The organism is Streptomyces sp. NPDC057877 (assembly GCF_042796855.1).
Classification (GTDB): Bacteria; Actinomycetota; Actinomycetes; order Streptomycetales; family Streptomycetaceae; genus Streptomyces.
Genome location: NZ_JBHVMS010000007.1, coordinates 111637 through 137577, shown reverse-complemented (window position 1 = coordinate 137577; position 25941 = coordinate 111637). Strand labels below are relative to the sequence as shown.

22 protein-coding genes are annotated in these 25941 nt (G+C 73.5%); 10 read left to right on the top strand and 12 right to left on the bottom strand.

The window, feature by feature from the left end; translation table 11 throughout:
- Positions 1 to 10: 10 nt before the first annotated feature.
- Positions 11 to 1042: a phosphotransferase family protein gene (locus tag ACFVQG_RS22175; protein ID WP_383385963.1), complete on the top strand. Its 1032-nt coding sequence runs from the start codon at positions 11 to 13 to the stop codon at positions 1040 to 1042.
- Between the two features lie 6 nt (positions 1043 to 1048).
- The gene (locus tag ACFVQG_RS22170; protein ID WP_383385960.1) at positions 1049 to 2263 is read left to right on the top strand and encodes an acyl-CoA dehydrogenase family protein; all 1215 of its coding nucleotides are present in this window, start codon (positions 1049 to 1051) and stop codon (positions 2261 to 2263) included.
- Between the two features lie 107 nt (positions 2264 to 2370).
- Here the strand turns inward: ACFVQG_RS22170 and ACFVQG_RS22165 are convergent, their stop codons facing one another.
- From ACFVQG_RS22165 to ACFVQG_RS22155, 3 genes are read right to left on the bottom strand one after another with little or no spacing between them, the layout of a single operon-like run.
- A complete protein-coding gene (locus ACFVQG_RS22165) occupies positions 2371 to 2961 on the bottom strand; it encodes a TetR/AcrR family transcriptional regulator (RefSeq protein ID WP_383385957.1) in 591 nt (196 codons plus the stop codon).
- Between the two features lie 45 nt (positions 2962 to 3006).
- A complete protein-coding gene (locus ACFVQG_RS22160) occupies positions 3007 to 4689 on the bottom strand; it encodes a class I adenylate-forming enzyme family protein (protein ID WP_383385954.1) in 1683 nt (560 codons plus the stop codon).
- Entirely contained in the window at positions 4686 to 5450 is a 765-nt protein-coding gene (locus ACFVQG_RS22155) for an SDR family oxidoreductase (RefSeq protein ID WP_383385951.1), read from the bottom strand. Before ACFVQG_RS22155 ends, ACFVQG_RS22160 begins: the two co-directional genes overlap by 4 nt.
- A 196-nt stretch (positions 5451 to 5646) precedes the next feature.
- Between ACFVQG_RS22155 and ACFVQG_RS22150 the strand changes: the two genes are divergently transcribed.
- Positions 5647 to 6882, top strand: a complete 1236-nt coding sequence (locus ACFVQG_RS22150; RefSeq protein WP_383385948.1) for an exo-beta-N-acetylmuramidase NamZ domain-containing protein — start codon at positions 5647 to 5649, stop codon at positions 6880 to 6882.
- A 70-nt stretch (positions 6883 to 6952) separates the two neighbouring features.
- Positions 6953 to 8263, top strand: a complete 1311-nt coding sequence (locus ACFVQG_RS22145; RefSeq protein ID WP_383385945.1) for a serine-threonine protein kinase — start codon at positions 6953 to 6955, stop codon at positions 8261 to 8263.
- A gap of 126 nt (positions 8264 to 8389) precedes the next feature.
- On the opposite strand, the gene ACFVQG_RS22140 is transcribed toward ACFVQG_RS22145, so the two are convergent.
- Complete coding sequence (locus ACFVQG_RS22140; protein WP_383385942.1) at positions 8390 to 11185, bottom strand: penicillin acylase family protein; 2796 nt, start codon at positions 11183 to 11185, stop codon at positions 8390 to 8392.
- 234 nt (positions 11186 to 11419) lie between these two features.
- Between ACFVQG_RS22140 and ACFVQG_RS22135 the strand changes: the two genes are divergently transcribed.
- Both ACFVQG_RS22135 and ACFVQG_RS22130 read left to right on the top strand, forming a co-directional pair.
- Positions 11420 to 12025 carry a hypothetical protein gene (locus ACFVQG_RS22135; protein ID WP_383385939.1) on the top strand — a complete coding sequence of 202 codons (606 nt, stop codon included), beginning with the start codon at positions 11420 to 11422 and terminating at the stop codon, positions 12023 to 12025.
- Positions 12026 to 12843: 818 nt separating this feature from the next.
- Positions 12844 to 13440 (top strand): LuxR C-terminal-related transcriptional regulator, encoded by a 597-nt coding sequence (locus ACFVQG_RS22130; RefSeq protein WP_383385936.1) that lies wholly within the window; start codon positions 12844 to 12846, stop codon positions 13438 to 13440.
- A 10-nt stretch (positions 13441 to 13450) separates the two neighbouring features.
- Here the strand turns inward: ACFVQG_RS22130 and ACFVQG_RS22125 are convergent, their stop codons facing one another.
- From ACFVQG_RS22125 to soxR, 5 genes are all read right to left on the bottom strand, one after another.
- Positions 13451 to 15268 (bottom strand): ATP-binding cassette domain-containing protein, encoded by a 1818-nt coding sequence (locus ACFVQG_RS22125; protein ID WP_383385933.1) that lies wholly within the window; start codon positions 15266 to 15268, stop codon positions 13451 to 13453.
- On the bottom strand, positions 15265 to 17109 hold the full coding sequence (locus ACFVQG_RS22120) for an ATP-binding cassette domain-containing protein (protein WP_383387041.1): 1845 nt from the start codon (positions 17107 to 17109) through the stop codon (positions 15265 to 15267). Before ACFVQG_RS22120 ends, ACFVQG_RS22125 begins: the two co-directional genes overlap by 4 nt.
- Positions 17110 to 17269: 160 nt before the next feature.
- Entirely contained in the window at positions 17270 to 17398 is a 129-nt protein-coding gene (locus tag ACFVQG_RS22115) for a SapB/AmfS family lanthipeptide (protein ID WP_376731576.1), read from the bottom strand.
- Positions 17399 to 17427: 29 nt separating this feature from the next.
- Positions 17428 to 20040, bottom strand: coding sequence for a class III lanthionine synthetase LanKC (lanKC, locus tag ACFVQG_RS22110; RefSeq protein ID WP_383387038.1), 2613 nt, complete (start codon positions 20038 to 20040; stop codon positions 17428 to 17430).
- A 120-nt stretch (positions 20041 to 20160) separates the two neighbouring features.
- Positions 20161 to 20649 carry a redox-sensitive transcriptional activator SoxR gene (soxR, locus tag ACFVQG_RS22105; protein WP_383385929.1) on the bottom strand — a complete coding sequence of 163 codons (489 nt, stop codon included), beginning with the start codon at positions 20647 to 20649 and terminating at the stop codon, positions 20161 to 20163.
- Positions 20650 to 20738: 89 nt separating this feature from the next.
- On the opposite strand from soxR, the gene ACFVQG_RS22100 reads away from it, so the two are divergent.
- Positions 20739 to 21200 carry a MaoC family dehydratase gene (locus ACFVQG_RS22100; protein WP_383385926.1) on the top strand — a complete coding sequence of 154 codons (462 nt, stop codon included), beginning with the start codon at positions 20739 to 20741 and terminating at the stop codon, positions 21198 to 21200.
- On the opposite strand, the gene ACFVQG_RS22095 is transcribed toward ACFVQG_RS22100, so the two are convergent.
- From ACFVQG_RS22095 to ACFVQG_RS22085, 3 genes are all read right to left on the bottom strand, one after another.
- Positions 21191 to 21841, bottom strand: a complete 651-nt coding sequence (locus tag ACFVQG_RS22095) for a TetR/AcrR family transcriptional regulator (RefSeq protein WP_383385924.1) — start codon at positions 21839 to 21841, stop codon at positions 21191 to 21193. The two genes, ACFVQG_RS22100 and ACFVQG_RS22095, sit on opposite strands and share 10 nt — an antisense overlap.
- Before the next feature lie 91 nt (positions 21842 to 21932).
- Positions 21933 to 22220 (bottom strand): YiaA/YiaB family inner membrane protein, encoded by a 288-nt coding sequence (locus ACFVQG_RS22090; RefSeq protein WP_383385921.1) that lies wholly within the window; start codon positions 22218 to 22220, stop codon positions 21933 to 21935.
- 59 nt (positions 22221 to 22279) lie between these two features.
- Positions 22280 to 23431, bottom strand: coding sequence for an acyl-CoA dehydrogenase family protein (locus tag ACFVQG_RS22085; RefSeq protein ID WP_383385918.1), 1152 nt, complete (start codon positions 23429 to 23431; stop codon positions 22280 to 22282).
- Positions 23432 to 23502: 71 nt separating this feature from the next.
- Between ACFVQG_RS22085 and ACFVQG_RS22080 the strand changes: the two genes are divergently transcribed.
- From ACFVQG_RS22080 to ACFVQG_RS22070, 3 genes are all read left to right on the top strand, one after another.
- Positions 23503 to 24135 (top strand): TetR/AcrR family transcriptional regulator, encoded by a 633-nt coding sequence (locus ACFVQG_RS22080; RefSeq protein ID WP_383385916.1) that lies wholly within the window; start codon positions 23503 to 23505, stop codon positions 24133 to 24135.
- Between the two features lie 46 nt (positions 24136 to 24181).
- Positions 24182 to 24892, top strand: a complete 711-nt coding sequence (locus tag ACFVQG_RS22075; protein ID WP_383385913.1) for an ArsR/SmtB family transcription factor — start codon at positions 24182 to 24184, stop codon at positions 24890 to 24892.
- Positions 24893 to 24960: 68 nt separating this feature from the next.
- Positions 24961 to 25938, top strand: coding sequence for a DMT family transporter (locus tag ACFVQG_RS22070; protein ID WP_383387035.1), 978 nt, complete (start codon positions 24961 to 24963; stop codon positions 25936 to 25938).
- Positions 25939 to 25941: the final 3 nt, after the last annotated feature.

Here is a 25941-nt window from a genome sequence, read left to right as displayed (position 1 = left end):
GGAGCGACGAATGAGCCCCGACCACCCGCCAGGCCTCGATCCCGACCGGCTGCGCGGCCTGCTCGACCGCGAGCGGCCCGGCCTGACGCACGGCCCCCTGACCGGCCGGCTGATCGAGGGCGGACGGTCGAACCTCACCTACGACGTCACCGACGGGACCTCCCGGTGGGTCGTCCGGCGCCCCCCGCTGGGCCACGTCCTGGCCACCGCGCACGACATGCGGCGCGAGCACCGCGTCATCAGCGCCCTGCACCCGACGAACGTGCCGGTGCCCCGGCCGGTGCTGCTGTGCGAGGACGAGGAGGTGCTCGGAGCGCCGTTCTACGTCATGGAGTTCGTCGAGGGCACCCCCTACCGCACCGCCGACCAGCTCGCCCCGCTGGGCCCGGAGCGCACCCGCGCGGTGGCGCTGTCGCTGGTGGACACGCTCGTCGACCTGCACGCCGTGGACCCCGCCGAGGTGGGCCTCGGCGACTTCGGCCGCCCGGAGGGCTTCCTGGACCGCCAGCTGCGCCGCTGGGGCAAGCAGCTGGACGCCTCCCGCAACCGCGACCTGCCCGGCATCGACGAACTGCACGCCACCCTCGGCCGCGACCTGCCGCACTCCCCCGCCCCGGCGGTGGTGCACGGCGACTACCGCCTCGACAACGTGCTCATCGGGTCCGACGACCGGATCAAGGCGATCCTCGACTGGGAGATGTCCACCCTCGGCGACCCGCTGACCGACCTGGGGCTGCTGGTGATGTACAGCATGCCGCTCGGCATGCCCCACTCCCCCGTCTCCACCACCGCCGAGGCCCCCGGCCACCCGCGCCCCGCCGAGCTGATCGAGCGCTACGCCGCCCGCTCGGGGCGCGATGTCTCCGAGGTCTCCTGGTACACGGCGTTCGCCTGGTTCAAGCTCGCCGTGATCCTGGAGGGCATCCACTACCGCTACACCCTGGGCCAGACCGTCGGCCGCGGCTTCGACCGCATCGGCGACCTGGTCCCGGTCTTCATCGAGCACGGCCTGACCACTCTGACCCGCGACCAGGAAGGCTGACCGCACATGGACTTCGCGTTCGACGCGCGCACCGAGGAGCTGCGCGCCAAGCTGCTCGCCTTCATGGACGAGTACGTCTACCCGGCCGAGCCGGTCGCGCACGAGCAGCGGGCCCGGCTGGCGTCGCCGTGGGACACCCCGGCGGTGGTGGAGGAGCTGAAGGCCGAGGCGCGGCGGCAGGGCCTGTGGAACCTCTTCCTGCCGGACGCCGAGTACGGCGCCGGGCTGACGAACCTCCAGTACGCGCCGCTCGCCGAGATCACCGGCCGCTCCCCGCAGCTGGCGCCGACCGCGACCAACTGCGCGGCCCCGGACACCGGGAACATGGAGGTGCTGGCCCAGTTCGGGAACGACGAGCAGAGGAAGCGGTGGCTGGAGCCGCTGCTCGCCGGTGAGATCCGCTCGGCGTTCGCGATGACCGAGCCGGAGGTGGCCTCCTCGGACGCCACCAACATCACCACGCACATCCGGCGGGACGGCGACGAGTACGTCATCAACGGGCGGAAGTGGTACATCTCCGGGGCGATGGACCCGCGCTGCGAGATCTTCATCGTGATGGGCAAGACGGACCCGGACGGTCCCGACATCCGCCGTCAGCAGTCCATGGTGCTGGTGCCGCGCGACACCCCGGGCGTCCGGGTGGAGCGGGCCATGCAGGTGTTCGGCTACGAGGACCACTACCACGGCGGTCACGCGGAGGTGTTCTTCGAGGACGCGCGCGTGCCGGTGTCGAACCTGATCGGCGAGGAGGGCGGCGGCTTCGCCATCGCGCAGGCCCGGCTCGGTCCCGGCCGCATCCACCACTGCATGCGGCTGATCGGCATGGCCGAGCGGGCGATCGAGCTGATGTGCCAGCGAGCGGTGTCCCGTACGGCGTTCGGCAAGGCGCTGGCCCAGCAGGGCGTGGTGCAGAACTGGATCGCGGACGCCCGGGTGGCCGTGGAGCAGTTGCGGCTGCTGGTGCTGAAGACGGCGTGGATGATGGACACGGTCGGCAACCGCGGCGCCCACACCGAGATCCAGGCCATCAAGATCGCCACCCCGCGCACGGTCGTGGGCATCCTCGACCGGGCGATCCAGCTGCACGGCGCGGGCGGGGTCAGCCAGGACTTCCCGCTGGCCGAGCTGTACGCGGGCGCGCGCACCCTGATGCTCGCCGACGGCCCCGACGAGGTGCACCAGCGGTCGCTGGCGCGGCGGGAGCTGAAGAAGTACCTGTGAGCGGCATGGGTAAGGGGCGGCGCGCCATGGCGACCGCCCCTTGCACATCGTTGTCATCGGCTACGGGCACATCGTTGTCATGGGCTACGGGCACATCGTTGTCACCGCTACGGCCGCAGCGCCCGCAGCAGCAGGTCGGCCAGGTGGTCGGCGACCTGCTGCGGGCTGAGCGGGCCGTCCGGGCGGTACCAGGTCGACAGGTGGTGCACGGACCCGAAGTGGTAGTCCACGACCAGGTCGGCCGGGGTCTCCTTGGTGAAGACGCCCGCCTCCTGGCCCTCCTCGATCAGCGCCCGGAAGCGTTCGTGGTAGCGCCGCCGCTCGGCGCGCACCTGCTTGTTCTTCTCCGGGCTGAGGTGGTGCATGGAGCGGAAGAAGATCGACGCGTCGTCGAGGTTCTCGATGGTGGTGACCACCACGTCGGCGGCGGCGTCCCGCACCCGCTTCTCGATCGGCTCGTCCGCCTGCGCGAAGCCGTCGAGGCGCACCTGCTGGACGCGCAGCACGCGCGCGTAGACCTCGTGCAGCAGATCGTCCTTGGACCCGAAGTAGTGGTACAGCGCCCCCTTGGTGACGCCCGCCGCCTCGACGATCTCCTGCACCGAGGTGCGGTCGTAGCCCTGTTCGGCGAAAAGCCGGGTGGCGGCGGCCAGGAGCCGCTGTGGAACTGGGGCTCCCTCTCCGGTTGTCCTGGGCACTGCCGCCACCTGCCTTTCCATGTGGTCCTACTGACGTGAGAGGTGTTACCGACTCGCCTGGGAACGCGAACGCAACTCCCGACGGAGGATCTTCCCACTAGCCGTCTTCGGCAAGTCGGGCAGGATCTCGACCTGCCGCGGGTACTTGTAGGCGGCCAGTCTCTCCGCGCAGTACGCGGCCAGCTCGGCGGGGTCCGCCGCCGCCCCCGGGCGCAGGCTGATGCAGGCCTTGACGGTCTCACCGCGATACCCGTCCGGCACCCCGACGACGGCCGCCTCGCGCACCGCCGGGTGGGTGTAGAGCACGTCCTCGACCTCGCGGGGCCACACCTTGAAGCCGGAGGCGTTGATCATGTCCTTCTTGCGGTCGACGACGTAGAGCCAGCCCCGCGGGTCCATGAAGCCGATGTCGCCGGTGCGCAGTTCCCCGTCCGGGAAGGTCTCGGCGCTCGCGTCGGGGCGCCGCCAGTAGCCGGGCACGACCTGCGGCCCGCGCACCACGATCTCGCCCTGCTCCCCGAACGGCACCTCGGCCCCGTCCTCGTCGACGATGCGTACGACGGTGTCGGGCCCCGGCACCCCCACCGCCAGCGTCCCCGACGCCGGGTCGACGGGCGCCTCATGTCCCGGCGGTACGGCGGCGCAGGGCGCGGTGCACTCGGTCAGCCCGTAGCCGTTGCGGATGTACGGCCCGAACCCGGCGCGGAACTTCTCCACCAGGGCGGGCGGCAGCGGGGCGCCCCCGGACGAGATCACCTCGAAGGAGGAGAAGTGGTCCGGCGTGACGTCCGGGTGGGCGGCCAGCGCCATGAAGGCGGTCGCGGGTCCCACGGTGTAGTGCGGCCGGTGCGTGGCGAAGGCGTCGAGGACGACTCCCGCCTCGAAGCGGTAGGCCAGCACCAGCGTGCCCGCGCTGTTCAGACAGGCGCCGAACTGGCAGACCATGCCGGTGATGTGGAACAGCGGCGCCAGCGCGAAGTAGACCGGCGGCGCGGGCAGTTCGAGACCGGCGCGCTGCCGCTCGGCGTTGTGCATGATGTTGCCGTGCGTGTTGGTGGCCCCCTTGGGGGCGCCGCTGGTGCCGGACGTGTAGCTGATCAGCGCGATGTCGTCGGGCCCGAGGTCGCGCCCCGGCGGCGCGGGGTGCCCCGCCCGCGCGACCGCGGTGAGATCGTCGGCGTCGGCGGCCCGCGGCAGCCGCTCGAAGCCGAGCACCCGCGCGTCGTCCTCGGTCTGGTGGTCCAGCTCGCTGCCGGTGAGCACGATCCGCACCGGCGATTCGGCGGCCGTGGCGCGCAGATACGACTCCCAGGCCCGGTCGGCACAGATCAGCGCGGCGACCTCCCCGTCCCGCAGGACGTGCCCGACCTCCCCCGCCTTGTACATGGGGTTGACCGGCACCACGATCGCGCCCGCCTTCCAGGCGCCCAGCACGGCCACCACGAACTGCGGCGAGTTCTGCAGCAGCACGGCGACCCGGTCACCGCGCTCCAGCCCGCGCGCGGCGAGGTGCCCGGCCACGGAGTCGCTCAGCTCGTCGACCTCGCGGTAGGAGAGGCGTCCGTCGAAGTAGGCGAGGAAGGTCCGCTCCGGCGCCTCCCACACCACCCGGCGCAGGGCGTGCACCAGGGACTCGTCGGGGTGCACCGGTGCCCGCTGGGCGTCGTTGAGCAGGGCGAGCCAGGGCCGGTCGGCGTACCGGACGCTCCCGTCGGCCGGGCCGCTCACCGCTCGGCCTCCCAGGTGCGCTGGATGCGGTTCATCCCGCGCAGCCAGCGTTCGGGCTCGGCGGCCCGCGCCTGGTAGTACTGGCCGACCTCGGGGTGCGGCAGAATCAGGAACCGGTCCTCGGCGATCCCCGCGAACAGGGCGTCGGCGACCGCCTCCGGCTCGATCGCGGTCGGCGCCAGCACCAGGTCGCCCGCGCTGCCGCTCCCGGTCAGCATGTCGGTGCGCACGCCCTGCGGACAGATGGCGTGCACCTTCACCCCCCGGTGCCGGTACGTCAGCGACAGCCACTCGGCGAAGGCGTACGCCCCGTGCTTGGTGACGCTGTAGGGCGCGGCACCGATCATGGTGAGCAGCCCGGCGGCGGAGACGGTCGACACGAACCGCCCGGAACCGCGTTCCAGCCACTCCGGCAGCAGCGCGTGCGCCGCGCGCACGTGGGCCATCACGTTCACGTCCCAGGCGAGCGCCCACACACTCTCCTCGGCCGCCTCGGTCCCCCCGGAGGCGACCCCGGCGTTGGCGCAGTACACGTCGATGGAGCCACCGAGCGCGTCCCGCGCCTCCTCGACGATCCCGGAGGCGTCCCCGACCACGGCGATCCCACCGACCTCCGCGGCGACCGCCTTGGCCTTCCCCGCATCAAGATCGTTGACCACGACCCGGGCCCCTTCAGCGGCGAACCGCCGCGCGAGGGCGGCCCCGATCCCACCCCCCGCCCCGGTGACGACGACTCCGGAACCCCGCACGGCATCCACCATTCGCTCTCCTCCAACATGGCCGAGCCCGACCCCGAGACGGCCAGACTAACCAGTCGGTATGTTCAAAAGGAAGGGTCGAGCAACGCCGGAAAGGGGCGCGGGGCTGTATACATGTGCGGCTCCGCCGCGTGGGCGCGACAAGCCACAACGAACCCGCACCCTCCCCACAACCCGCACCACCCCCTACCGTGCCCTCATGCGCCTGTCCAGACGAACGCTGCTCGCAGCAGCCACAGCGACCGCATCCCTCGCCGCCCCCACAGCCACCGCGGCCGAAGCCCACAGGCCTCAGCGAACCGGCTTCGAGAACCTCGCCAGCCAGGACTACGCCCAGCTCAGCGGCCAGCGCACCGGCATCGTCACCAACCCCACCGGCATCACCCGCGACGTCCACCACATCGTCGACGTCATGCACGCCAACGACCACGTGGACCTCAGGGCCGTCTTCGGCCCGGAACACGGCTTCCGCGGCACCGCCCAGGCAGGCGGCTCCGAGGGCCGCTACGACGACCCCGCGACCGGCCTCCCGGTCTACGACACGTACCTCAAGAGCGGCCAGCCCCTCGCCGACATCTTCACCGCGTCCGGCGTGGACACGATCGTCTTCGACATCCAGGACGTGGGCGCCCGCTTCTACACCTACATCTGGACCCTGTACGACTGCATGGAGGCCGCCGCCCGCGCGGGCAAGCGCTTCGTCGTCCTGGACCGCCCGAACCCGATCGGCGGCCGGTCCGCCGAGGGCCCGGTGCTGCACCCGGAGTTCGCCACCTTCGTCGGCCGCAAGCCGATCGCGCAGGCGCACGGCATGACGGTCGCGGAGCTGGCGCTGCTGTTCAACGGGGAGTTCCTGGAGACCCCGGTGCCGCTGGAGACGGTCAGGATGACCGGCTGGCGCCGCACGGACTTCTACGACGCCTCCGGGCTCCCCTGGGTGCCGCCGAGCCCGAACATGCCCACCCCGGACACCGCCCTGGTCTACTCGGGCACCTGTCTCTTCGAGGGCACCAACCTCTCCGAGGGCCGCGGCACGACCAGGCCGTTCGAACTGCTGGGCGCGGAGGGCGTCGACGGGCGCTGGGCCGCCGCCGCCAACGAACTCGGTCTGCGGGGTGTGCGCTTCCGGGAGGCGTACTTCGCGCCGACGTTCTCCAAGTTCCAGGGCAAGACGGTCGGCGGTGTGCAGCTCCATGTGCACGACCGGGCGGCGTACGACCCGGTGCGCACCGGGATCGGCCTGCTGATCACCGCCAAGCGGGTGTGGAGCGGCTTCGCCTGGCGCCCGGACAACTGGATCGACAAGCTCACCGGTTCCACGCTGGTCCGCACGATGATCGACGCGGGCGCGGACACCGACGAGGTGGTGGCGGGCTGGCGGGAGGAGCTGGCGGCGTTCCGGCGCACGCGCGCGGAGTACCTCCTGTACCGCTGACCGCGAGCCGGGCGTCTGGTCAACGCGCGCGTGTCGCAGGACGATGCCGTGGGGACGAGGAGGTCCGGTCATGGCGGATCCGGCGATGAGTGTGACGCCGTACTGGGAACTGACCTTCGACGCGGGCGGGGACCCGGACGCCCGGCGCCGGGACCGGCTGCTCGCCGGGGTGGCCGCGCGGGGGGTACGGGACCTGGTGGTCTTCGCGCACGGCTGGAACAACGACCGCTCGACGGCGACCCGGCTCTACAGCGAGTTCTTCGCGCCGATGCCGTCCCTCGCGCCGAAGGCCCGGATCGGGTACGTGGGCGTGGTGTGGCCCTCGATGCGGTTCTCCGACGAGCCGATCCCCGACTTCCCGCCGACCGCGGTCGCCGGGGAGACCGGGGGTCCGGGGCTCGACAAGGCCACGCGCCGGGCGCTCCTGGAGACGTTCCCGGAGCGGGCCACGGTGGTGGACCAGGTGGCGGGGCTGCTGGACCGGCGGCCCCGCGACGGGGACGGCCTCGAGGAGTTCGGGCGGCTGGCGCGGCTGCTGGTGGCGGGGGCGGGGCCCGGGGCGGACGAGGAGGGTGACGCGGGTGCGGACACCGCTCCCGAACCCCGTATGTTCACCGCCCCGGCCGCCGAGGTGTGCGAGGAGTTCGCGGCGGCGCTCGCCCGTGTCCAGGCACCGGACGGGCGGAGCGCCGCCTTCGGCCTGCCCAACCCCTGGGAGGGCGCGCGGGAGTTGCTGCGGCAGGCGACGTACCACGCGATGAAGCGGCGGGCGGGGACCGTCGGTGAGCGGGGGCTGGGGCGGCTGCTCGGGCGGCTCGCCGAGGCGGCACCCGGGGTGCGGGTGCACCTGGTGGGGCACAGCTTCGGGGCGCGGCTGGTGGCGTTCGCGCTGCGCGGGCTGCCCGCCGGGGTGGACACGGTGAAGTCGGTGACGCTGCTCCAGGGGGCGTTCTCGCACTACGCCTTCGCGGCCCGGCTGCCGCACGACACGCGCGCGAAGGGCGCGCTGGCGGGCCGCCAGGACCGGGTCGACGGCCCGGTGGTGTGCTGTCACTCCCGGCACGACGCGGCGCTCGGCACCTTCTACCCGCTGGCCTCGCGCACCGCGGGCGACGACCGGGGCGTCGTCGCGGGCTTCGACGTCGGCCGGGCGCTCGGCGCCCGGTGGGGTGCCCTCGGCTATGCCGGGATCAGGGAAGTGCCGGGCACGCGCGCGTGGTCGCTCGCCGAGGCGCTCGAGCGGCGGCTGCCCGGCTCGGGCTGTGTGAACGTGGACGCGGCGGCGGTGGTCCGGCGGGGCGGTCCACCGTCCGGCGCGCACAGTGACATCGTGCACCGGGAACTGGCCCGGCTGGTGCTGGCGGCGGGCCGGGTGACCTGACCCGCCGCCCCGGGCCTGTCCGGCGGATCAGGTCGCGGGAAGTCGGCCGCACGACGAGAACGCGGCAGATGGGCGTGGTGCGCCCCGCGTCTGTGACATGACCCGCCGGGCGGGCCCGCGGTCACCTCACCGGTGCGAGGTGAACTCCACCACCTGCTGGTACGTCGGCCGGTTCTGCCAACCGATCTTGGCCTGGTTGATGCCGCCGAGCGCCCGGTGGACGATCGCGTCGGCGCACCACTGGTCACCGGCCGAGCAGTGCTCGTCGCCCGGGTAGACCTGGGCGGCGGTCCGGCCCGCGGCCTGTTTCAGGGTGCTGACCAGGACGTCCCGGCAGCCGCTGACGGTGCCGTCACCGCAGTAGGTCCGGGCCAGCGGACCGCGCACCTGTTCCCCGAGGACGGTCCGGATGTCCTTGTCGACATAGCTCCACCAGCCGTACTGGAAGGAGCTTCCGGCGTGTGCGCCGGTCGGGCCGTGGGCGGCCGACGGCGACTCGTCGACGGGCAGGTTGCGGGTGAAGGCGCCGAACAGGTCGCTGCCGAGGCCGGGTTCGAACTCGGCCTTCACCAGCAGCGGCCACCAGGCGTCCAGGACGCGGATGGCGTCCGCGTGGGCGTACCGCTTCGAACCGGCGGAGGTCTCCGTGCGCTTGGACCCGGAGGCCACCCACGCGGAGAGCTTCTGCACGGCGTCCGCGGCGGCCGGGTCGGTCACCGGCGCGCTGTTGATCACCCGGAGCAGCTTCGGCACCACGTCCTCGGCGCGCAGGTCGGCGAGTCCGGCCTCCGCCATCGCCTTCACCAGCGCGGCGCGGGTGACCCCGCCCTGGGCGACCAGCCGTTTCACCCGGTCGTCCAGCAGGTTGCCGCGGTGCACCGAGCCGTTGCCCCAGGGCGCGACCGCGTACTCCTTGGCCTGGGCGTTGTTCCAGGAGATGTAGTAGTCCTGGTCCGTGGAGCTGGGGTGCGCGGAGGGCGGGGTGTAGGAGGCGGTGTTGGTCTCCGGGGTCCAGTTCCGCCACTCGTACGCGGACCGCGCCCACACCGGGAACTCGGCGTCCACCCCGGCCGCGCGCACCGGGTTGTCGCCGCTGTTGTAGTACGCGGTGTGCTCGGAGTCGGCGTAGAACCAGTTGAAGGTGTAGTTGATGTGCTGGGTCGCCCGCTGGAAGTCCGCCGGGCCCTTGACGTAGTCGGGGTCGTTCAGCATCTGGAAGCCGATGATCGAGTCGGCCTCGTGCAGGAACGAGGAGCGCAGGGAGGTGTAGGCGACCTTCTTGCCGCCGACGGTGGCGCGGTACTCGACGGGGCCGTACTTGGTCCGCCAGACCCGCATCGTGTAGGAACCGGCGGCGGTGCCGTCGGCGACGGTCGGCTTCCAGGCGTTCCTCTGCTCGACCTTCTCCATCGGGGTGCAGGTGCCCCGGTAGAGGTAGTGGTAGTCGTCCTGGCACAGTTCGACGGCGTAGGTGTCGATGATGTCCTGGCCGGAGGTGGTCGCGCTCCACGCGTAGTCCTGGCCGCGGCCCAGTTCGACGTAGAAGCTCAGGCCCGCGAAGGAGGCGCCGCGGGCGCTGATGCCGGGACCCTGGATCTCCTGGAGCATCAGCAGCTGCGGGGCGAAGTAGCCGGTCTGCGGGCCGAACACGGCGATCGGATGGCCGCTGGCGGTGTGCTCACCGCTGACGACCAGCGCGTTGGACATCCCGCGCCGGGCCGAACTGACCGCCCGCGCGGCGGTGCCGGTCGAGGCAGCGGTCGCCGAGCTGGTGGCCGCGGCGCCGGTACGGTCGTACACGAGCGGTTCGCGGACCACCGAGCCGGGGTCGGGCAGGGCGGTGCCCTGCGGGGCGGCGGGCTTGGTGCCGTACGGGAAGGCGCCGTCGTGGACGGTGAGGACGGCCTCGGGGTCGTTGCGCATCCGGAAGGACTCCCACACCCGGGTGCCCTCCTCGACGCCGTACTTGGACTGGGCGGCCAGCAGCGACAGCGCGTTGTTGACCTCGCCGCCGCCCCCGGAGCCGAAGAGGGCGCCGATCACGGAGGCCAGCGCGACCAGGTCGGTGGGCTTGAAGCGCTCGATCGTCCCGGCGTTGGTGATGGAGTCCTTGTGGCCGGTGAGGACGTACTCGCCGGGGAAGTAGCGGCCGGAGTCGGAGGCGTCTATGTAGGCGTTGATGCCGTCGACGTAGGCCTTGACGTCGGCGAGGGCCTGCTGTCCGCGCTCGCCGTTCTTCGCGGCGGCGCTGTCGATCTGCGCCTGGAGGTCCGCCTCGGTGTACGGGGCGTTGCGCCAGAAGTCCTGTTCCAGGCCCTGGTTGGAGGGCGCGCCCCCGGCGAAGGAGGTGAGCTGGCCGCGGCCGACATGGCGGAAGACGTCCATCAGCCAGAGCCGGTCCTGCGCGGCGGCGTAACCGGCGCCGAACTCGGTGCCGTAGCGGGTGGTGCCCGTTATGTGCGGAACGCCCGTCTTCTTGTCGCGGACGATCGTGACGTCCGTGCGCCCGGCGGGGCGGACGGTGGAGGCGACCTGGTCGGCGGGGACCCCGAACGAGGCGTCGTTGAAGAAGGAGTTGAGGGTGGCGTCGGTGACGGCCGGGTAGCCGGTGGCCAGGTTCGCATAGGGGCCGAGCTGGTCGGCGGCGTGCGCGGGGCGGGTGCCGAAGGCCTGGTGGAGGAGGATCTGGGCGAGCGTGGCGTTGCCGTTCTGGCCTGGCGGCAGGATGTCGGAGCACTGGCTGCCGCAGTGGTCGGCGACCGCCGCGACCTGCGGGGCAGCGGGTTCGGCGGCCGTCGCCCGGGAAAGCGGCGACAAAAGACCGGTCATGAGAACGCATACGGATGCCGTCTTCAGGAACCCGTGGAATCCGCGGGGAGTTCTCAGTCTGTCGAGCGCGTTACGTGGGGTGCGCCGAGGCATGGCACCTCCTGACGGACGTGGGGTGGGCCCGGATGTTACCGGCGGTTATCCCCGCGTTTGAAGATGAACATGCGTCACTTTTTGAGGTGACGGCCGCCGCTTATGGCGGTCATCGCGAATCGAATGGATCGGAAGGGAGCCGAATCGGTTGTCGATACGTCTATTCGGCGACGTCCGTACGACGACGCCGAAGTGACCGAAGTACAGGTGCAGGTGTGACGGAGGTGCAGGGCGATGGCCGGTTTTCGGAGTCTGGCGAGACAGGTACGCGATCCACGGTGCGATCTGGCGCTGCGGCGCTACTCACTGCGCAAGTGCCTTGAGCGGTTCGCCCCTTATGGACACAGGGCGACCTGGAACCATCTCTGCTCCCGGGCCGGGTTCGGCCCGGAGGACCGCTCCCCCGACCCGGCGCGGCTCGTGGCCGCACTGGAGGAACTGGAGGAGGCGCGCGCGGTGTGGCTGGCCTACGAGGTCGAGTTCGCCGAGCGCCGCAGGAAGGAGAAGCACGACGGGCTGCGCAGCCCGGGCAGTGTGGACGACTGGCACCGTATGACCTGGGGCGGCTTCGGCGTCGCCTGGTGCGACGACCCGCGGCTTCATCCCCGTGAGCCGCTGGCCGAAGTACTGCGCCGCCTGATCGCCGCGTTGGAGCGCGAACCCGGTTCGGGCTGCCCGGTGTGCGGCGGGGCGCGGCTCGTCTGGAAGTACGACCTGGATCACGACCCGTCCTCGGGTCCCGTCTGCACGGACTGCGGAATCCTCGTCCCGCGCCCCGTGCTCACCCCGGAGGCCCTGGCCTACGCGCGGCGCGGACACCGCCTGCTGGTGTCGGCGTAGCGCCACGGATGCGGCACGAAGGAACGGGGGACGCCGCACGAACCCGACGGGGGACGCGCACGAACCCGACGGGAGACGCCGCACGAACCCGACGGGAGACGCCTGAGACCGAGGCGGGGAACGCACCGGGGGTGCGCGAGGGGATGCCGCGCCCCCACCGCGCGGGCGCGCCGAGCCCGTGGCGCCGGGTGCGGTGAGGCGGTCGGCCCAGGTGCCCGCGGAGCGCCGGACACCTGCCTGGGCGCCTGCTTGGCCGGACGTCTGCCCGGGCGCCTGCTTGAGCGCCGCACACCTACCCGGGTGCCTGCTTGAGCGCCGCACACACGTCCGGGCACCTGATGCCTGGCCGGGCACTGGACGACACCTGCCCAAGCGCCTGGCACCTGACCGGGGCATACGACCGGCTCACCCGCACCGCTAAGTTCGCGCCAGATTGACGGACGACGGTTTCCGGCCGGGAGCCCCCGGCGGGATGTCCTGGTCCGCTTCCCCCCGCTCGCGCCCCTGACCCGCCGCCACCGCCCGCCGAACGCCGTGGCCAGGATCTCCACCCCGGCCGTGGGCCGGGCACCGACCGAGCGACCGTGGCCCGCCGGTGCGCGGCCGTCGGGCGGGGACGTGTCTTCGCCTTTCTCCCCCGTTCCCGGGGCCGCTCAGGCGCCCGTCGGGGGCGGTGAGAACGGCGTGTTGGTTCCGGTGGGCCCGCGAGGACGGTGGGCCCGGTGTTCCGAATGAGCGGATGAGGGCACATGGCCCGTGGCCCTGGGAGCGCTTCCGGCTGGCCGCGATGGTAGCCACGGGAAAGGGTGGGGGTAGGCATGGTTCGTGTTCTGGTGGTGCATGACGAGGGGTTACTGCGGTCCGCGCTGGTGCAGTTGCTCGGATCCGGTGACGGACTGGAGGTCACGTCGCTGTCCCCGCGTGCCGACGCACCGGATCAGGACGCCTCGCGGACGGATGTGTGCGTCGTCGACGGAGACTGCCTGGAGGGGCCGGATGCGGAACCCGGCGCGCCGTTCCGGGCCCGCTGGGGAGAGCGGCTGGTCGTGCTCACGACGCCCGAGCGCCCCGGGGTGCTCCGCCGGGCGTTCGAGGGCGGTGCGCTCGGACTGGTCGACAAGGACGCCTCGGCCGAGCGGCTGATCACGGCGGTGCGCACGGTCGCCAAGGGTGAGCGGTTCCTGGACGAGCCGCTGACCGTGGCCCTGCTGGAGGGGACGAGGATGCCGCTCACGAGCCGTGAACTGAGCGTGCTGTCGCTGGCCGCGCAGGGGTCGCCGGTGGCCGAGATCGCGGCCCGTCTGCATCTGTCGCGGGGCACCGTCCGCAACTACCTGGCCACGGCGATCCGGAAGGTGGGGGCGCGCAACCGGGTGGACGCGATCCGCATCGTGCAGAACGCCGGGTGGACCTGACGGCCCGGGGTCACGGGCGGGCCGCGGGGGTGTGCGGCCGGTCGTTCCAGTGGCCCGTCAGATCGCGGTAGAGCGGGGAGCGGGCCAGCATCTCCCGGTGGGTGCCGCAGTCCGCCCGTACCCCGTCCAGGACCAGGACGCGGTCGGCCCGCACGGCGGACGACAGGCGGTGCGCGACCACGAGCAGCGTCCCCGGCCGCCGTGCGAGCGCCCGCTCCGCGCGGGCCTCCGCCGCCGGGTCCAGATGGCAGGTGGCCTCGTCGAGCAGCAGCAGGGGCGCGGGCGACAAGTGGGCGCGCGCCAGCGCGACGAGCTGCCGCTCGCCCGGCGAGAGGTCGTCCGGCCGCACCGGCGCGTCGAGTCCGCCCAGCCGGTCGACGAGCGGGCCCAGACCGAGGGCCCGGACGGCGGCCTCGACGGCGGGCGACGGCGCGTCCGCACGGAGGTAGGTGAGGTTCTCGCCCACGGTGCCGGTGAACACGTACGCCTCCTGGGGCACCAGCACGCGCGCACCGGCCAGTTCGGCCGGGGCGCGCCCGGCCACCGGCCGCCCCGCCACCCACACCTCACCGCCGCTCGGCGCCAGCGTCCCGGCGACGAGCCGGGTCAGCGTCGACTTGCCGATACCGCTCGGCCCGACCACGGCGAGATGCTCACCGAAGCCGACCGTGAGGTCGAGGGCGTCGAGCACGGGTTCGGCGCGGGCCCCGTAGGCCAGCGTCACCCCCCGAAGCTCGACGGCCGCGGGACGCGCCCGGTCACGCTCCCGCACCGGCGCGACGTGCGCGGGAGCCGTCGGGGACGCGGACTTCGGCCCCGCGCCACCCGCCCCCTCCCCGGTCTCCCCCACGGCGATACGGTCCAGGACCACCACCAGCCGCGCCCCCGCCACCCCCAGCGCGCTCATCAGGGTGTGCAGGGCGGGCAGCAGTGACTGGACGAGGTAGGTGAAGGCGCCCAGCAGCGCGCCCGCCGTCACGCCGCGGTCGCGGAGCCAGGGGACGCACAACAGCAGGGCGAGGACGGGCAGTTGACCGGATACGCCGAGTGCCGTGGTGCGTACGGCGCTCCAGCGGGCCAGGGTGCGGGAGGTGGCGGCGGCCACGGTGACGAGTTCCGTGCCCCGCCGCTGCGCCCGGGGGCCGGTCGCGCAGGCGGTGAGGTCGCGCAGTGCCGCCCGGGTCCGGGCGGCGTGGTCGCCGAGTTCCTCGTCGGCGGCCAGGGCACGCCGCTGGGCCGCGGCCATGGGCCGCAGGGTGGCCAGGAACAGCGCCAGCCCCGCCGTCAGCGGCGGCAGCACCACCACGAGCAGCGCGGGGTGCAGGGACAGCAGCCCCAGCAGCGCACCGGCCGCCGTGAAGACGAACGAGCGCAGGGTGAGGACCAGTCCGGCGAAGCTGTCGCGGGCGATCTCCACCTGGTTCGTCAGCCGGGACACCGCCGCCGGGTCCGTCCCGCCGGGACCGCTCAGGGCGCGGGTCAGGGAACGGTCGACCACCCGCCGTACCAGCCCGTCGCGCAGCGGCTCCGTCAGGCCCGCCAACTGGGCGAACACGCCACGGATCACCGGCGCGCCGAGCAGCACGCCCACCGCCGCGGCGCCGAGCCACAGCAGCCCGCGGCGGGTGTCCCCGGCGAGGAAGCCCTCGTCGACGGCGTGCGCGACGCCGTACCCCACCACGAACGCCTGGCCCGCCTCCGCCAGCGACCAGACGGCGAGCCGGGCCAGCACCGCCTTGCGGCGGGTGAGGAAGCGCCGGGCCGGGGGCGCGATCCGGCGCAGCGCCCCGGCCCCGGCGTCCGGCTCGCGGGCGGCATCACCGGTCATGTCCGTGCCTCCGCGGCCGGGAGGTCCCCGCGCGTCGCCGCTTCCTCGACGGGCGGGGAGCCCTTGAAGGGCGCCGCTTTCTCGCCGGGCGGAGAGTCCCTGCACGGCGCCGCTTCCTCGACGGGCGGAGAGTCCCCGCAGCGCGCCGCTTCCTCGACAGGAGGAGAGTCCCCGCACCGCGCCGCTTCCTCGACAGGAGGAGAGTCCCCGCACCGCGCCGCTTCCTCCGCGCCGAACACCGCCCGGTACGGTGCCCGCCGCCACAGCTCGTGGTGGGGCGCGACCGCCCGTACCCGGCCGTCCTCCAGCCAGACGACCAGGTCCGCGCGGGCCGCGGCGGCCGGGCGGTGGGCCACGATCAGCCGGGTTCCGGGCCGCACCGCGCGGCGCAGCGCGGTGTCCACGGCGTACTCCGTGGCGGTGTCGAGGCTGGAGGTCGCGTCGTCCATGACCAGCAGCCGTCCGGCGTGCGCGAACGCCCGCGCCAGCCCGAGGCGCTGGTACTCGCCCCCGGACAGGGGGGCCGACGGCAGCGGGGTGTCGTAGCCGTGCGGCAACCGGCGCACGAAGGTGTCGGCGCCCGCGGCGCGTACGGCGTCCCGGACCTGGTCGGGTGTCAGGGACCGGGGCCCGGCGGCAACGGCCTCGGCGACCGTGCCCCCGTCCAGCACCGGGCGCTCGAAGGCGAACGCGACCTCGGTGCGCAGCGCCTCGCGCGTCAGTTCGTCGACGCGGACGCCGTCGAGCAGCACCTGGCCCTCGTCGGGGTCGACGAGCCGCCCCACGACGGCCGCCAGGAGGGACTTGCCCGCCCCGCTGCGGCCGACCACCGCGACCGTGCTGCCGCCGGGCACCCGCAGGCCGTCCACGCCGAGGACGGTCCGCCCGTCGCGCAGCACCCGCACCCCGCGCAGTTCGAGGTCGCCCGGCCCGTCGGCGGGCAGGCTCCGCGTCCCGTACGGCAGGGCGGGCAGCCGTTCCAGCTCGCGGGTGCGGTCCCGTGCCCGGCGACCGCGCACGACCGCGCCCAGCGGGGTCGCCGCGCCGCCGATCCCGGCGGCGAGCTGGGCGTAGCGGCAGGCGGCGAGCAGGCCGCCCACGCTCAGGGCGCCCGCCGCCAGGCGCAGTCCGCCGACGGCGGTGGCGGCGGTGGTCAGCAGCGGCACCAGGACCCCGCCGCGGGCGAGCGCACGCCCGTGCAGGGCCCACATCCGGCTGCCCAGGGCGGTGAGTTCGGGCAGCGGCGCGAGCACACGGGCGCGTTCGCGCGGTGCCGTCCCCGCGGCGGCGATGGTCGCCGCGCCGCCCAGGGCCTCCAGCAGCCGGGCGGCGATCAGCGCCTGCACCCGCTGGTACGCCGCCACCGAGGTGCCGGTGTCGCGGGCGAAGGCGCGCAGGACCAGCGCCAGGGCGGGCAGCCCGGCGAGCACGCACGCGGCCACCCACAGGTCGACGACGGCGAGAACGACCAGCGCGCCCACCGGAGTGACGAGCGAGACCGCCAGCGCGGCCCGGGCCGCCGGGGCGCCGCCCGCGTCGGTGGCGTTGAGGGTGATCCGGGTGGCGACGTCTCCGGGCGGGTAGGGCCGGGCGCGGTCGGGGACGGCGCGCAGGAGACCGGCGTAGGCGCGGGTGCGGACGAAGGCCGTCCAGGCGGCGTTGCAGTAGCCGGTGAACAGTGCGGTGAGGCTGTCGAGGAGCAGTTCACCGAGGAGCAGTGCGGCGCTCAGGGCGAGCCAGGGTCCGGCGTCGCCGTCACGCAGCAGCAGGTCGAGGGTGCGGCCGAGGACGAACGGCTGGGCCACGGCGGTGAGGGCCGCCGCCGCCGAGCAGAGCAGCACCAGCAGTTGGGGGACGCGCCCCGGTCCGGTGTCGCGGGCTGTCACCTGTCGCGTCGTCCCTTCGCTCGAAGGCACCGTGCGCACGGACGGCGTCCCGGGCCTGGGGCCCGGGACGCCGGGGGCCGAGAGGTACGGCCCGGTGCGGGCAGGCCGCTCGGCGTCAGTTGCAGGTCGTGACGCTCAGGCTGCTGTCGCCGCAGAGCAGCAGGCTCGCGCGGCTGCCGGACTCCACGTCGCCCATGGCCTCTTCCTTCGGAGTTTCCAGTGACTGCAGTTCGAGCAGGTTCATGACATCTTCCCTTCGTTCGGCAGTGGTGCTCATTTCACGGCCCCGGTGGGGACCGGCTCTTGGGGCCGCCGTCGCGCGGACGGCGGCGGGAGGAACGGCAGCCCGGCGGGCGGGTCGCCGTACAGGGAGGCCACGGCCAGCAGGCATCCGGCCGTACCGGTGGACAGGTCCATCGACAGCCGCATCATCTGCTCGCCGGGGAAGGCGAGACGGCCCCGGTAGGACATGGCGTGCCAGGACAGCGCGTCGAGCTGGCGGCGGATGTCCGCGGGCCCGGTGCCGGGGCCGGTGGCCCGGGTGCGGCCGAGGAACAGCAGCATCCCGGCCACGCCCCGGTACAGCCCGGGCTGCGCGTAGAACATCGCCCGCGCCGCGGCGACGATCTCGTCCCGCGCCCGCGCCAGCTCCTCGTCGTCGCGGTGCGCGAGGTAGTCGTCGAGCACCATGCCGATGCCCACGCTGCCCGCGCCCAGGTAGGGCATGGTGCGCCAGCCCTCGTCGACCTGGAGGGCGCCGCCCGCGCCGCGCACGCAGCGGGCGAGGTCCTGGCGCAGCGCGTCGCCCGCGAGGTCCAGCAGCCCGGTGTCGCCGGTGCGTTCGTACAGCCGCAGGAAGAACAGCGCGCGCCCGGCCGCGCCGTGCAGCAGTCCCGCGCGGGGCGGCCGGGCCGCGGTGGAGCCCCCGGCCGGTGCGGACACGGCGCGGGCGGTCAGCTCGGCGCAGCGCAGGGCCGCCGAGGCGAGCGCGGCGTCCCCGGTGGCGGCGGCCAGCGAGTCCAGGGCCAGGCCCAGGCCCGCGGTACCGCTGTGCAGATCGGTGGCGAGGCGGTCGTGGGGCTGGTCGAGCAGCGGTCCTACGAGGTCCAGGGCCCGGTCGCGATGCCCGAGGTACTCCAGCGTCCAGGCGATCCCGGCGACTCCGTCGTGGAATCCGGGCGGCATGCCGGACGGCAGCCTCCCGGTCCGCTCAAGCAGCCACCGCACCTCGTCCTCGGCGCACCCCGCCCCGCTCGCCGCCAGCGCGTACAGCACGCCCGCGGCGCCGTACCCGAACGCCAGGCCGCCGCCCGCCGTGCCGAACTGCGCGATGTCACCGGGGAAGAGGCGGTCGGTGCGTTCGAGGGTCGCCGAGGCGTGGATCGCCGCGGCCATCGAGTCCCGGCTGTCCGGCCAGTCGCCCGGCGCCACCGGGACCACGGGACCGGCCGCCGAGGTGCCCGTCATGCCGTCGGTGATCTCCTTGACCGCCGCGTCCAGCAGCGCCCGGTCGACCGGGAACTGACGCGCCACCACGTCCGCGAGGTGCGCCGCCTTGCGCCGGTCCACGGCGAGCAGGCTGGTCAGCGGCAGGAACAGCGCGAGCCGCAGACAGGCCAGCGCATAGCGGTCCACGGCGGTCCCGCGGCGCCCGGGCGGGGCCACGAACCCCGGGTTGGCGACGGTCTGCCTGCCCGGTTCCCCGACGGCGTGGGCCGCCTCGAAGTCCAGCAGGGCGACGGTGCCGTCCTCGCGGACCATGATGTTGAACAGGTGCAGGTCGTTGAAGACCACCCCGCGCGCATGCACCTCCGAGACGGCGCGCTCCACGCGCGCGTGGATGTCGAGCGCCCAGGCGGTGTACTCGGCCAGCCGCGCCTCGCCCGGGTCCGCCTCGATCAGCGGATGGCGGCGGGCGAAGAAGGTGTTGAGGGGCTTGCCGTCGATGTGTTCCAGGACCAGGAAGTGGTGGTCGCCGACCACCAGGTGGTCGAGCACCTCGGGCGTGCAGTCCAGGCCCGACAGCCGTTCGAGCGCCCGGCGTTCCCGCTCCAGCCGGGTCACCGCGTCGGCGCCGTCGGCGGCCAGCCCGGCGTGCGGGCGGGCCTCCTTCAGCACCACCTGGGCGCCGGTGCGGGTGTCGCGGCCGAGATAGACGCCGCCGCCGTTGGAGAAGTGCAGCGCCGACTCGACGGTGTACGGCAGGTCGGCCAGGGTCACCGCGGCGCGGGCGTCCAGGTGCGGGCGCAGGAACGCGGGCGGGCGCACCCAGTGCGGCGTCCGGAAGACGGGGCCGCGTGTGTCGGGCACCAGGGTTCCGTCGGGGCCGGTCACGGCGGGCCGCAGCTCACCGTGCTCGTCGTGGCACTCGCGGCGGGTGAAGCCGCCGTACCGGACGTGCACCGGGCCGTCGCCGATGCGCAGGTCGCTCAGGATCTGCGGCCCGGGCTCCCCGGCCAGCAGCCGCGCCAGCTCCCCCACGACGTGCTCGAACCGGGTCTCGTCCGCCGGGTAGACGGTGATGAACTTGCCGCTGCCCGCCCGGTCCGCGTACTTGGCGTTGCGCTGGTGCAGCAGGTAACGGCTGGGTACGAACTTGAACGCGGTGCCGCTGTCCAGGCAGTAGCGCCGCACCCGCTCCAGCACCGCCTCGGCGTTGTCGAGACAGGCGGAGACATGGATCTTCCAGCCCTGGTCCGGCAGGTCGGCGTCCACCGGCCGCAGGGCGAGCCAGTCGCCGCTCTCGTGCCGCTGCCAGCCTTCCGGGACGGGGAGCGAGGCCGCGGCGTACCGGGACCGACCGGTGCCGGGACCGGATGCCGTGCGGTGCGGAGCATCGTAGAAGTACGGGTCCGCGTCGCAGTACACGGCATAGCCCTTGTTCACGCCCGCTCCCTCCGACCGGTGGGTGACGACGACGACGCTGTCACGGGGCGCGGGCCCCTGGACAGTCACCGCTGTCATCACTCCGGTGTGCGGAACGCACGGGTAACTTGGCGCGGGCTCCTACGGTGAGCGCTTCCGGACCGGCGTGCCGTGGTGTTCGACGAGGAGGCGGGAGCCCGCTCCCCGGCGTTCGCCGTAGATGTCGTCCGGGTTGGACAGCACGCAGGTGTCGAGGGAGAGACAGCCGCATCCGATGCAGTCGGTGAGGTGGTCGCGCAGTCGGCTGAGCTGCTGGATGCGCTCGTCGAGTTCGGAGCGCCAGGCCTCGGAGAGCCGCGCCCAGTCCTCGCGGGTGGGCGTGCGGCCCTCGGGGAGTTCGGCGAGCGCCTCGCCGATGGTGGCCAGCGGGATGCCGACGCGCTGCGCGGCCCGCACGAAGGCCACCCGGCGCAGCGCGTCACGCGAGTACCGGCGCTGGTTGCCCGAGGTCCGGCGGCTGGTGATCAGGCCCTTGGACTCGTAGAAGTGCAGGGCGGAGACCGCCGCGCCGCTGCGCGCGGCGAGCTGGCCGACGGTCAGCTCATGGATCTTCTCTGGAATCTGCGGCACTCCTCCGACCCTACCGGTCCGTTGACAGACGTCCGGAACCCGACCATGCTAAGCAGTCGCTTAGGGATGAGTTTTCTGGAGGCCGGGACATGGCACAGCCGAGGATCTTCGCGACGACCGACGAGCTGAAGGCGGCGGTGGGCGAGCAGCTGGGGTACACCGACTGGCTGGAGGTCGACCAGAAGCGGATCGACCTGTTCGCGGAGGCGACCGGCGACCACCAGTGGATCCACGTGGACCCGGAGAAGGCCGCCAAGGGCCCCTTCGGGACCACGATCGCGCACGGCTATCTGACCCTCTCCCTGCTGCCCCTCTTCGGCCCGCAGCTGATCGGCGTCGAGGGCGTGAAGATGGGCGTCAACTACGGCACCAACAAGGTCCGCTTCCCCGCCCCCGTCCCGGTCGGCTCCCGGCTGCGCGCCACCGCGACGATCACCGGAGTCGACGATGTCGCGGGCGGCGTCCAGGTGACCATCGCCTTCACCGTGGAGCGCGAGGGCGGCGACAAGCCGGTCTGCGTCGCGGAGTCGGTGTCCCGGTACTACGTCTGACGCGGGGCGGGCGTCGCGTCCATGACGCCCACCATCCGCAGCACGAGGTCGGCGTAGAGCGCGCCGACCTCCTCCGGGGTACGGGGACCGTCCAGGCTGAACCAGCGGGCGACGTCGATGCAGAGCGAGAGCACCGCGAGCGTGGTGCCCTTGACGTCGATCACGTCGAACTCGCCGGACCGCACGCCCTCCTCGATGATCTGGCGCACCTCCGCGTCGACCCGGCGCCGCAGCCCGAGGATCTCGGCGCGGGCGTCGGGGCCGAGGGAGTCGAGTTCGTACTGCACGACCCGTGCGGTGGTGCGGCCCCCGGCATGCCAGCGGACGAAGGAGCTGACGGCGTCGGCGAGGCGCTCGGTGGGGCCGCCCTCGCCACGCGCCGCCGTCCGCAGGATCTCCAGGGCCTTCTCATGGCCGATGCGGCTGATGCGGTGCAGCAGCTCCTCTTTGGTCTTGTAGTGGATGTAGAGCGCCGCCGGGCTCATTCCGGCCCGGCCCGCGATGTCGCGGGTGGTCGTGGCGTGGTAGCCACGCTCGGCGAAGGCCTCCACCGCGGCGATCAACAGCCGCCGGGCCGCGTCCGGGGTGACCTCGCCCCACGGCTGTGCCTCGCCCCCGGCCGTCTCCTCCGCCGTACTCATCGCTCACTCGCCCCTCTCGTTCCGGGCCCCCACCATACCGCCGCTGGTGAGCGGGCGCTTAGTGGGGCCGCCGGAGGGAGGACCCGGCGGCTCAGAGCTTCTCGAACGGGTCGTGGTCGGCGAGGAGCTTCTCCAGGCGCGCCTGGTCGACCCGGCTCACGATCTGCCCGGCCTCCTGGCGGTCCCGGATCACCTTGGCGAGGGTGAAGGCGGACGTGACGAGGTAGAGCACGGCGATACCGAGGAAGCCGCGCACCCACGCGTCGGCCTTGAGGTTGTAGATGCCGATCGCGGTGGCCGCGAGGGCGAGACCGAAGGACGCGACGGCCTGTCCGTAGAAGGCGGCCGTGCTCTGCTGCTTGACCGGTGTGTCACTCATGGGGAACAGCATCGGCGGACGTGGCCGACGCCACATCCGCCGAGATACTCAGCAGGTACTCAGAACGCCGACACCCCGGTGAGCGCCCGCCCGATGACCAGCTTCTGGATCTGGCTGGTGCCCTCGTACAGGGTCATCACGCGGGCGTCGCGCAGCAGCTTGCCCGCCGGGTACTCGTCGATGTAGCCGTAGCCGCCGAAGACCTGGAGGGCGTTGTTGGCGGCGCGCACGGCGGCCTCGGAGGCGAACAGCTTGGCCTTGGACGCCTCGGTGGTGAAGGGCAGCCCGCGGTCGATCAGGTCGGCGACCCGCCAGGTGAGCAGCCGGGCGGCGTCGACGTCCACGGCGATGTCGCTGAGCAGCTCCTGGACGAGCTGGTGGTGGGCGATGGTCTTGCCGAACTGCTCGCGCTCGGCCGCGTACTTCACGGCCGCGTCCAGCGCGGCCTGCGCTATCCCGACGCAGCCCGCCGCGACCGACATCCGCCCCTTGGCCAGCGCGGACATGGCGACCGAGAAGCCCTTGCCCTCGGGCGCCAGCATCGCGTCGGCCGGGACGCGGACGTCCTCCAGGACCAGCTCGGCGGTGGCCTGGCCACGCAGCCCGAGCTTGCCGTGGATGGTGCGGCGGGTCAGCCCTGGGGTGTCGGCCGGGACCAGGAAGGCGGAGACGCCCTTGTGGCCGGGGGCGTCGGTGGAGCGGGCGAACAGCAGCACCACGTCGGCCCACGTGCCGTTGGTGATGAACGTCTTGGTGCCGTTGATGACGTAGTGGTCGCCGTCGCGGACCGCGCGCGTGGCCAGGTTCCCGGCGTCGGAGCCGGTGCCCGGCTCGGTGAGGCCGAAGCAGCCCACGTACGCGCCGGAGGTGAGCCCGGGCAGCCAGCGGCGCTTGTGCTCCTCGCTCCCCCAGGCGGCGATGGTCTTGGCGACCAGGCCGAGGGAGACGGAGACGATGCCGCGCACGGAGGAGTCACCGCGCCCCAGTTCCTCGGTCACCAGGCAGTACGCGAGATGGTCGCCGCCCGAGCCGCCGTACTCCTCGTCGACGGTCAGCCCGAGGAAGCCGACCTCGCCGAGCTTCTTCACCACGGAGCGGTCGACCTCCTCGGCGCGGTCCCAGGCGACGACATGGGGGGCGATCTCGCGCTCCACGAAGTCCCGGGCCAGTCGCCGGACGGCGGTCTGCTCCTCGCTCAGCTCCAGGTCCATGCCGGGTCACCTCACACGAGAACCGAAAATTAGCACTGCTAGTTTACTTGCGCAGCCCTACTATGTGCGCCATGGCCCGACCGCGCAAGCCCCTGCTCAGCACCGACCGGATCGTGGACACGGCCCGGGAACTCGTGGACGCCGAGGGCCTGGCGGCCGTGTCCACCCGCCGTCTCGCCGCCGAACTGGGCGTCAGCGGGCCGTCCCTGTACAACCACTTCCGCACCAAGGACGAGATCCTGGAGGCGGTCGCCGACTCGGTGAGCGCCCAGGTCGACCTGTCGATGTTCGAGGACGGCCGGGAGTGGCGGACCGCGCTGCACGACTGGGCCCTGTCCTACCGGACCGCCCTGCGCGACCACCCCAACATCGTCCCCGTGCTGGCCCGCGGCCCCGGCCGCCGCCCCGCCGCGCTGCGCCTCGCCGACGCGGTCTACGGCGCGATGGTCGCGGCGGGCTGGCCACCGGCGCAGGCCACCTCGATCGGCGCGCTGATGCGGTACTTCATCATGGGCTCCGCGCTGGGCTCCTTCGCCGGGGGCTTCGTGGACGACGCCAGTGCCTACGACCCCGCCGACTACCCGCACCTCGGCCAGGCCCACCGGCTCGCCGAGCGGCAGGAGAAGGTCGACGAGCGGGCCTTCGAGACCGGGCTCGCGGCGCTGCTCGACGGGCTGGCGCAGCAGTACGCGCGGCTCGGTTAGGGATGCTTCGGCGGGCGCCGAAGTGTCGCTGTCGCATGCTGGAGCCATGACCACCAGGGACGTACGCGCGCCCGGCCTCGCCGCGCTCGCCGGGCTGCTCGCCGACGAGACCCGGGCCGCCTGTCTGCTGGCCCTGCTCGACGGGCGGGCCTGGACCGCCGGTGAACTGGCCCGGCACGCGCGCGTGGCCCCCTCCACGCTCAGCGAGCACCTGGGCAAGCTGGTCGCGGGCGGACTGCTCACCGAGGAACGGCAGGGGCGGCACCGGTACGTACGGCTGGCCGACGCGCGCGTGGCCCAACTGGTCGAGGAACTCGCCGCGCAGGTCGCGCCGGAGTCCGTGGCACCGCCGCGCACCCTGCGGGAGTCAAGCGCCGGGTCGGCCATGGCCCGCGCCCGCACCTGCTACGACCACCTGGCCGGACGGCTCGGCATCGCGGTCACCGACGCGCTCACCACCCGCGGCCTGCTCGTGCAGGACACCGGCTTCGCGCTGACGGACGCGGGCCTGCGGTGGTTCGACGCCACCGGCATCGCCCTCGACCGCCGTGGCCGCCGCCCGCTGGCCCGCGCCTGCCTCGACTGGACCGAGCGCCGCCCGCATCTCGCGGGCGCGGCGGGCGCGGCCCTGTGCCGCCACGCGCTGGACGCCGGGTGGTGCGTACGGGTCGGCTCGGAGCGGGCGGTGAGGGTGACGGCGGACGGTGAGCGGGCGCTCGGCGCACTGCTGGGCCTGGAGCCGTCCGCGCTGCGCTGAGGCGCCCGCCGTACCGGTCCGAAAACCGCGAGCCCCACGGCCCGCCCCTCCCTAACCTCTGGAGCATGATGAACCCCGCCCCGTCCCGGCCCTCCCGCGCCCGGCTCCTCGCCACCGGCGCCGCCGCGGTCACCGTCGTCCTGTGGGCCTCGGCCTTCGTCTCCATCCGCAGCGCGGGCGAGGTGTACTCGCCGGGCGCGCTGGCGCTGGGGCGGCTGCTGGCCGGGGCGCTGGTGCTCGGGGTGATCTGTCTGGTCCGGCGGGAGGGGCTGCCGCCGCGGGGTGCCTGGCGTGGGATCGCGATATCCGGCGTCCTGTGGTTCGGCTTCTACAGCGTGGCCCTGAACTGGGGCGAACAGCAGGTGGACGCGGGCACCGCCGCCCTGGTGGTGAACATCGGCCCCGTCCTCATCGCCCTGCTCGGCGCCCGGCTGCTCGGCGACCCGATGCCGCCGCGGCTGCTCGCGGGCATGGCGGTGTCGTTCGCCGGTGCGGTGACGGTCGGGCTGTCGATGTCGGGCGACGGGGGCGCCTCGGTGCTCGGCGTGGTGCTGTGCCTGCTCGCCGCGATCGCCTACGCGGGCGGTGTGGTCGCCCAGAAGCCCACGCTCGGGCAGGCCAGCGCGCTCCAGGTGACGACGTACGGCTGTCTGGTCGGCGCCGTGTGCTGTCTGCCGTTCGCCGGACAACTGCTCCAGGAGGCGGCCGACGCCCCGGTCACGGCCACGCTGAACATGGTGTACCTGGGCGTCTTCCCGCTCGCCCTCGCCTTCACCACCTGGGCGTACGCCCTCGCCCGTACGACCGCCAGCCGCATGGGCGCGACGACGTACGCCGTGCCCGCACTGGTCGTCCTGATGTCGTGGCTGGCGCTGGGCGAGGTGCCGGGGGCGCTGACGCTGGTGGGCGGCGCGCTGTGCCTGGCGGGGGTGGCGGTATCACGGTCCCGACAGCGGACCAGCACCCCCAGGGGCGCGGGGAACCGCGCGCCCGGCCACGACGAACCCGCGGCCGAACGACGACGCACCACCCCCACACACTCCTGACCG

Coding starts and splice junctions, on each gene's coding strand:
- ACFVQG_RS22175 (WP_383385963.1), top strand. CDS start 11: ATGAGCCCCGACCACCCGCCAGGCCTCGATCCCGACCGGCTGCGCGGC.
- ACFVQG_RS22170 (WP_383385960.1), top strand. CDS start 1,049: ATGGACTTCGCGTTCGACGCGCGCACCGAGGAGCTGCGCGCCAAGCTG.
- ACFVQG_RS22155 (WP_383385951.1), bottom strand. CDS start 5,450: ATGGTGGATGCCGTGCGGGGTTCCGGAGTCGTCGTCACCGGGGCGGGG.
- ACFVQG_RS22150 (WP_383385948.1), top strand. CDS start 5,647: ATGCGCCTGTCCAGACGAACGCTGCTCGCAGCAGCCACAGCGACCGCA.
- ACFVQG_RS22145 (WP_383385945.1), top strand. CDS start 6,953: ATGGCGGATCCGGCGATGAGTGTGACGCCGTACTGGGAACTGACCTTC.
- ACFVQG_RS22140 (WP_383385942.1), bottom strand. CDS start 11,185: ATGCCTCGGCGCACCCCACGTAACGCGCTCGACAGACTGAGAACTCCC.
- ACFVQG_RS22135 (WP_383385939.1), top strand. CDS start 11,420: ATGGCCGGTTTTCGGAGTCTGGCGAGACAGGTACGCGATCCACGGTGC.
- ACFVQG_RS22130 (WP_383385936.1), top strand. CDS start 12,844: ATGGTTCGTGTTCTGGTGGTGCATGACGAGGGGTTACTGCGGTCCGCG.
- ACFVQG_RS22125 (WP_383385933.1), bottom strand. CDS start 15,268: ATGACCGGTGATGCCGCCCGCGAGCCGGACGCCGGGGCCGGGGCGCTG.
- ACFVQG_RS22115 (WP_376731576.1), bottom strand. CDS start 17,398: ATGAACCTGCTCGAACTGCAGTCACTGGAAACTCCGAAGGAAGAGGCC.
- ACFVQG_RS22100 (WP_383385926.1), top strand. CDS start 20,739: ATGGCACAGCCGAGGATCTTCGCGACGACCGACGAGCTGAAGGCGGCG.
- ACFVQG_RS22095 (WP_383385924.1), bottom strand. CDS start 21,841: ATGAGTACGGCGGAGGAGACGGCCGGGGGCGAGGCACAGCCGTGGGGC.
- ACFVQG_RS22090 (WP_383385921.1), bottom strand. CDS start 22,220: ATGAGTGACACACCGGTCAAGCAGCAGAGCACGGCCGCCTTCTACGGA.
- ACFVQG_RS22085 (WP_383385918.1), bottom strand. CDS start 23,431: ATGGACCTGGAGCTGAGCGAGGAGCAGACCGCCGTCCGGCGACTGGCC.
- ACFVQG_RS22080 (WP_383385916.1), top strand. CDS start 23,503: ATGGCCCGACCGCGCAAGCCCCTGCTCAGCACCGACCGGATCGTGGAC.
- ACFVQG_RS22075 (WP_383385913.1), top strand. CDS start 24,182: ATGACCACCAGGGACGTACGCGCGCCCGGCCTCGCCGCGCTCGCCGGG.
- ACFVQG_RS22070 (WP_383387035.1), top strand. CDS start 24,961: ATGAACCCCGCCCCGTCCCGGCCCTCCCGCGCCCGGCTCCTCGCCACC.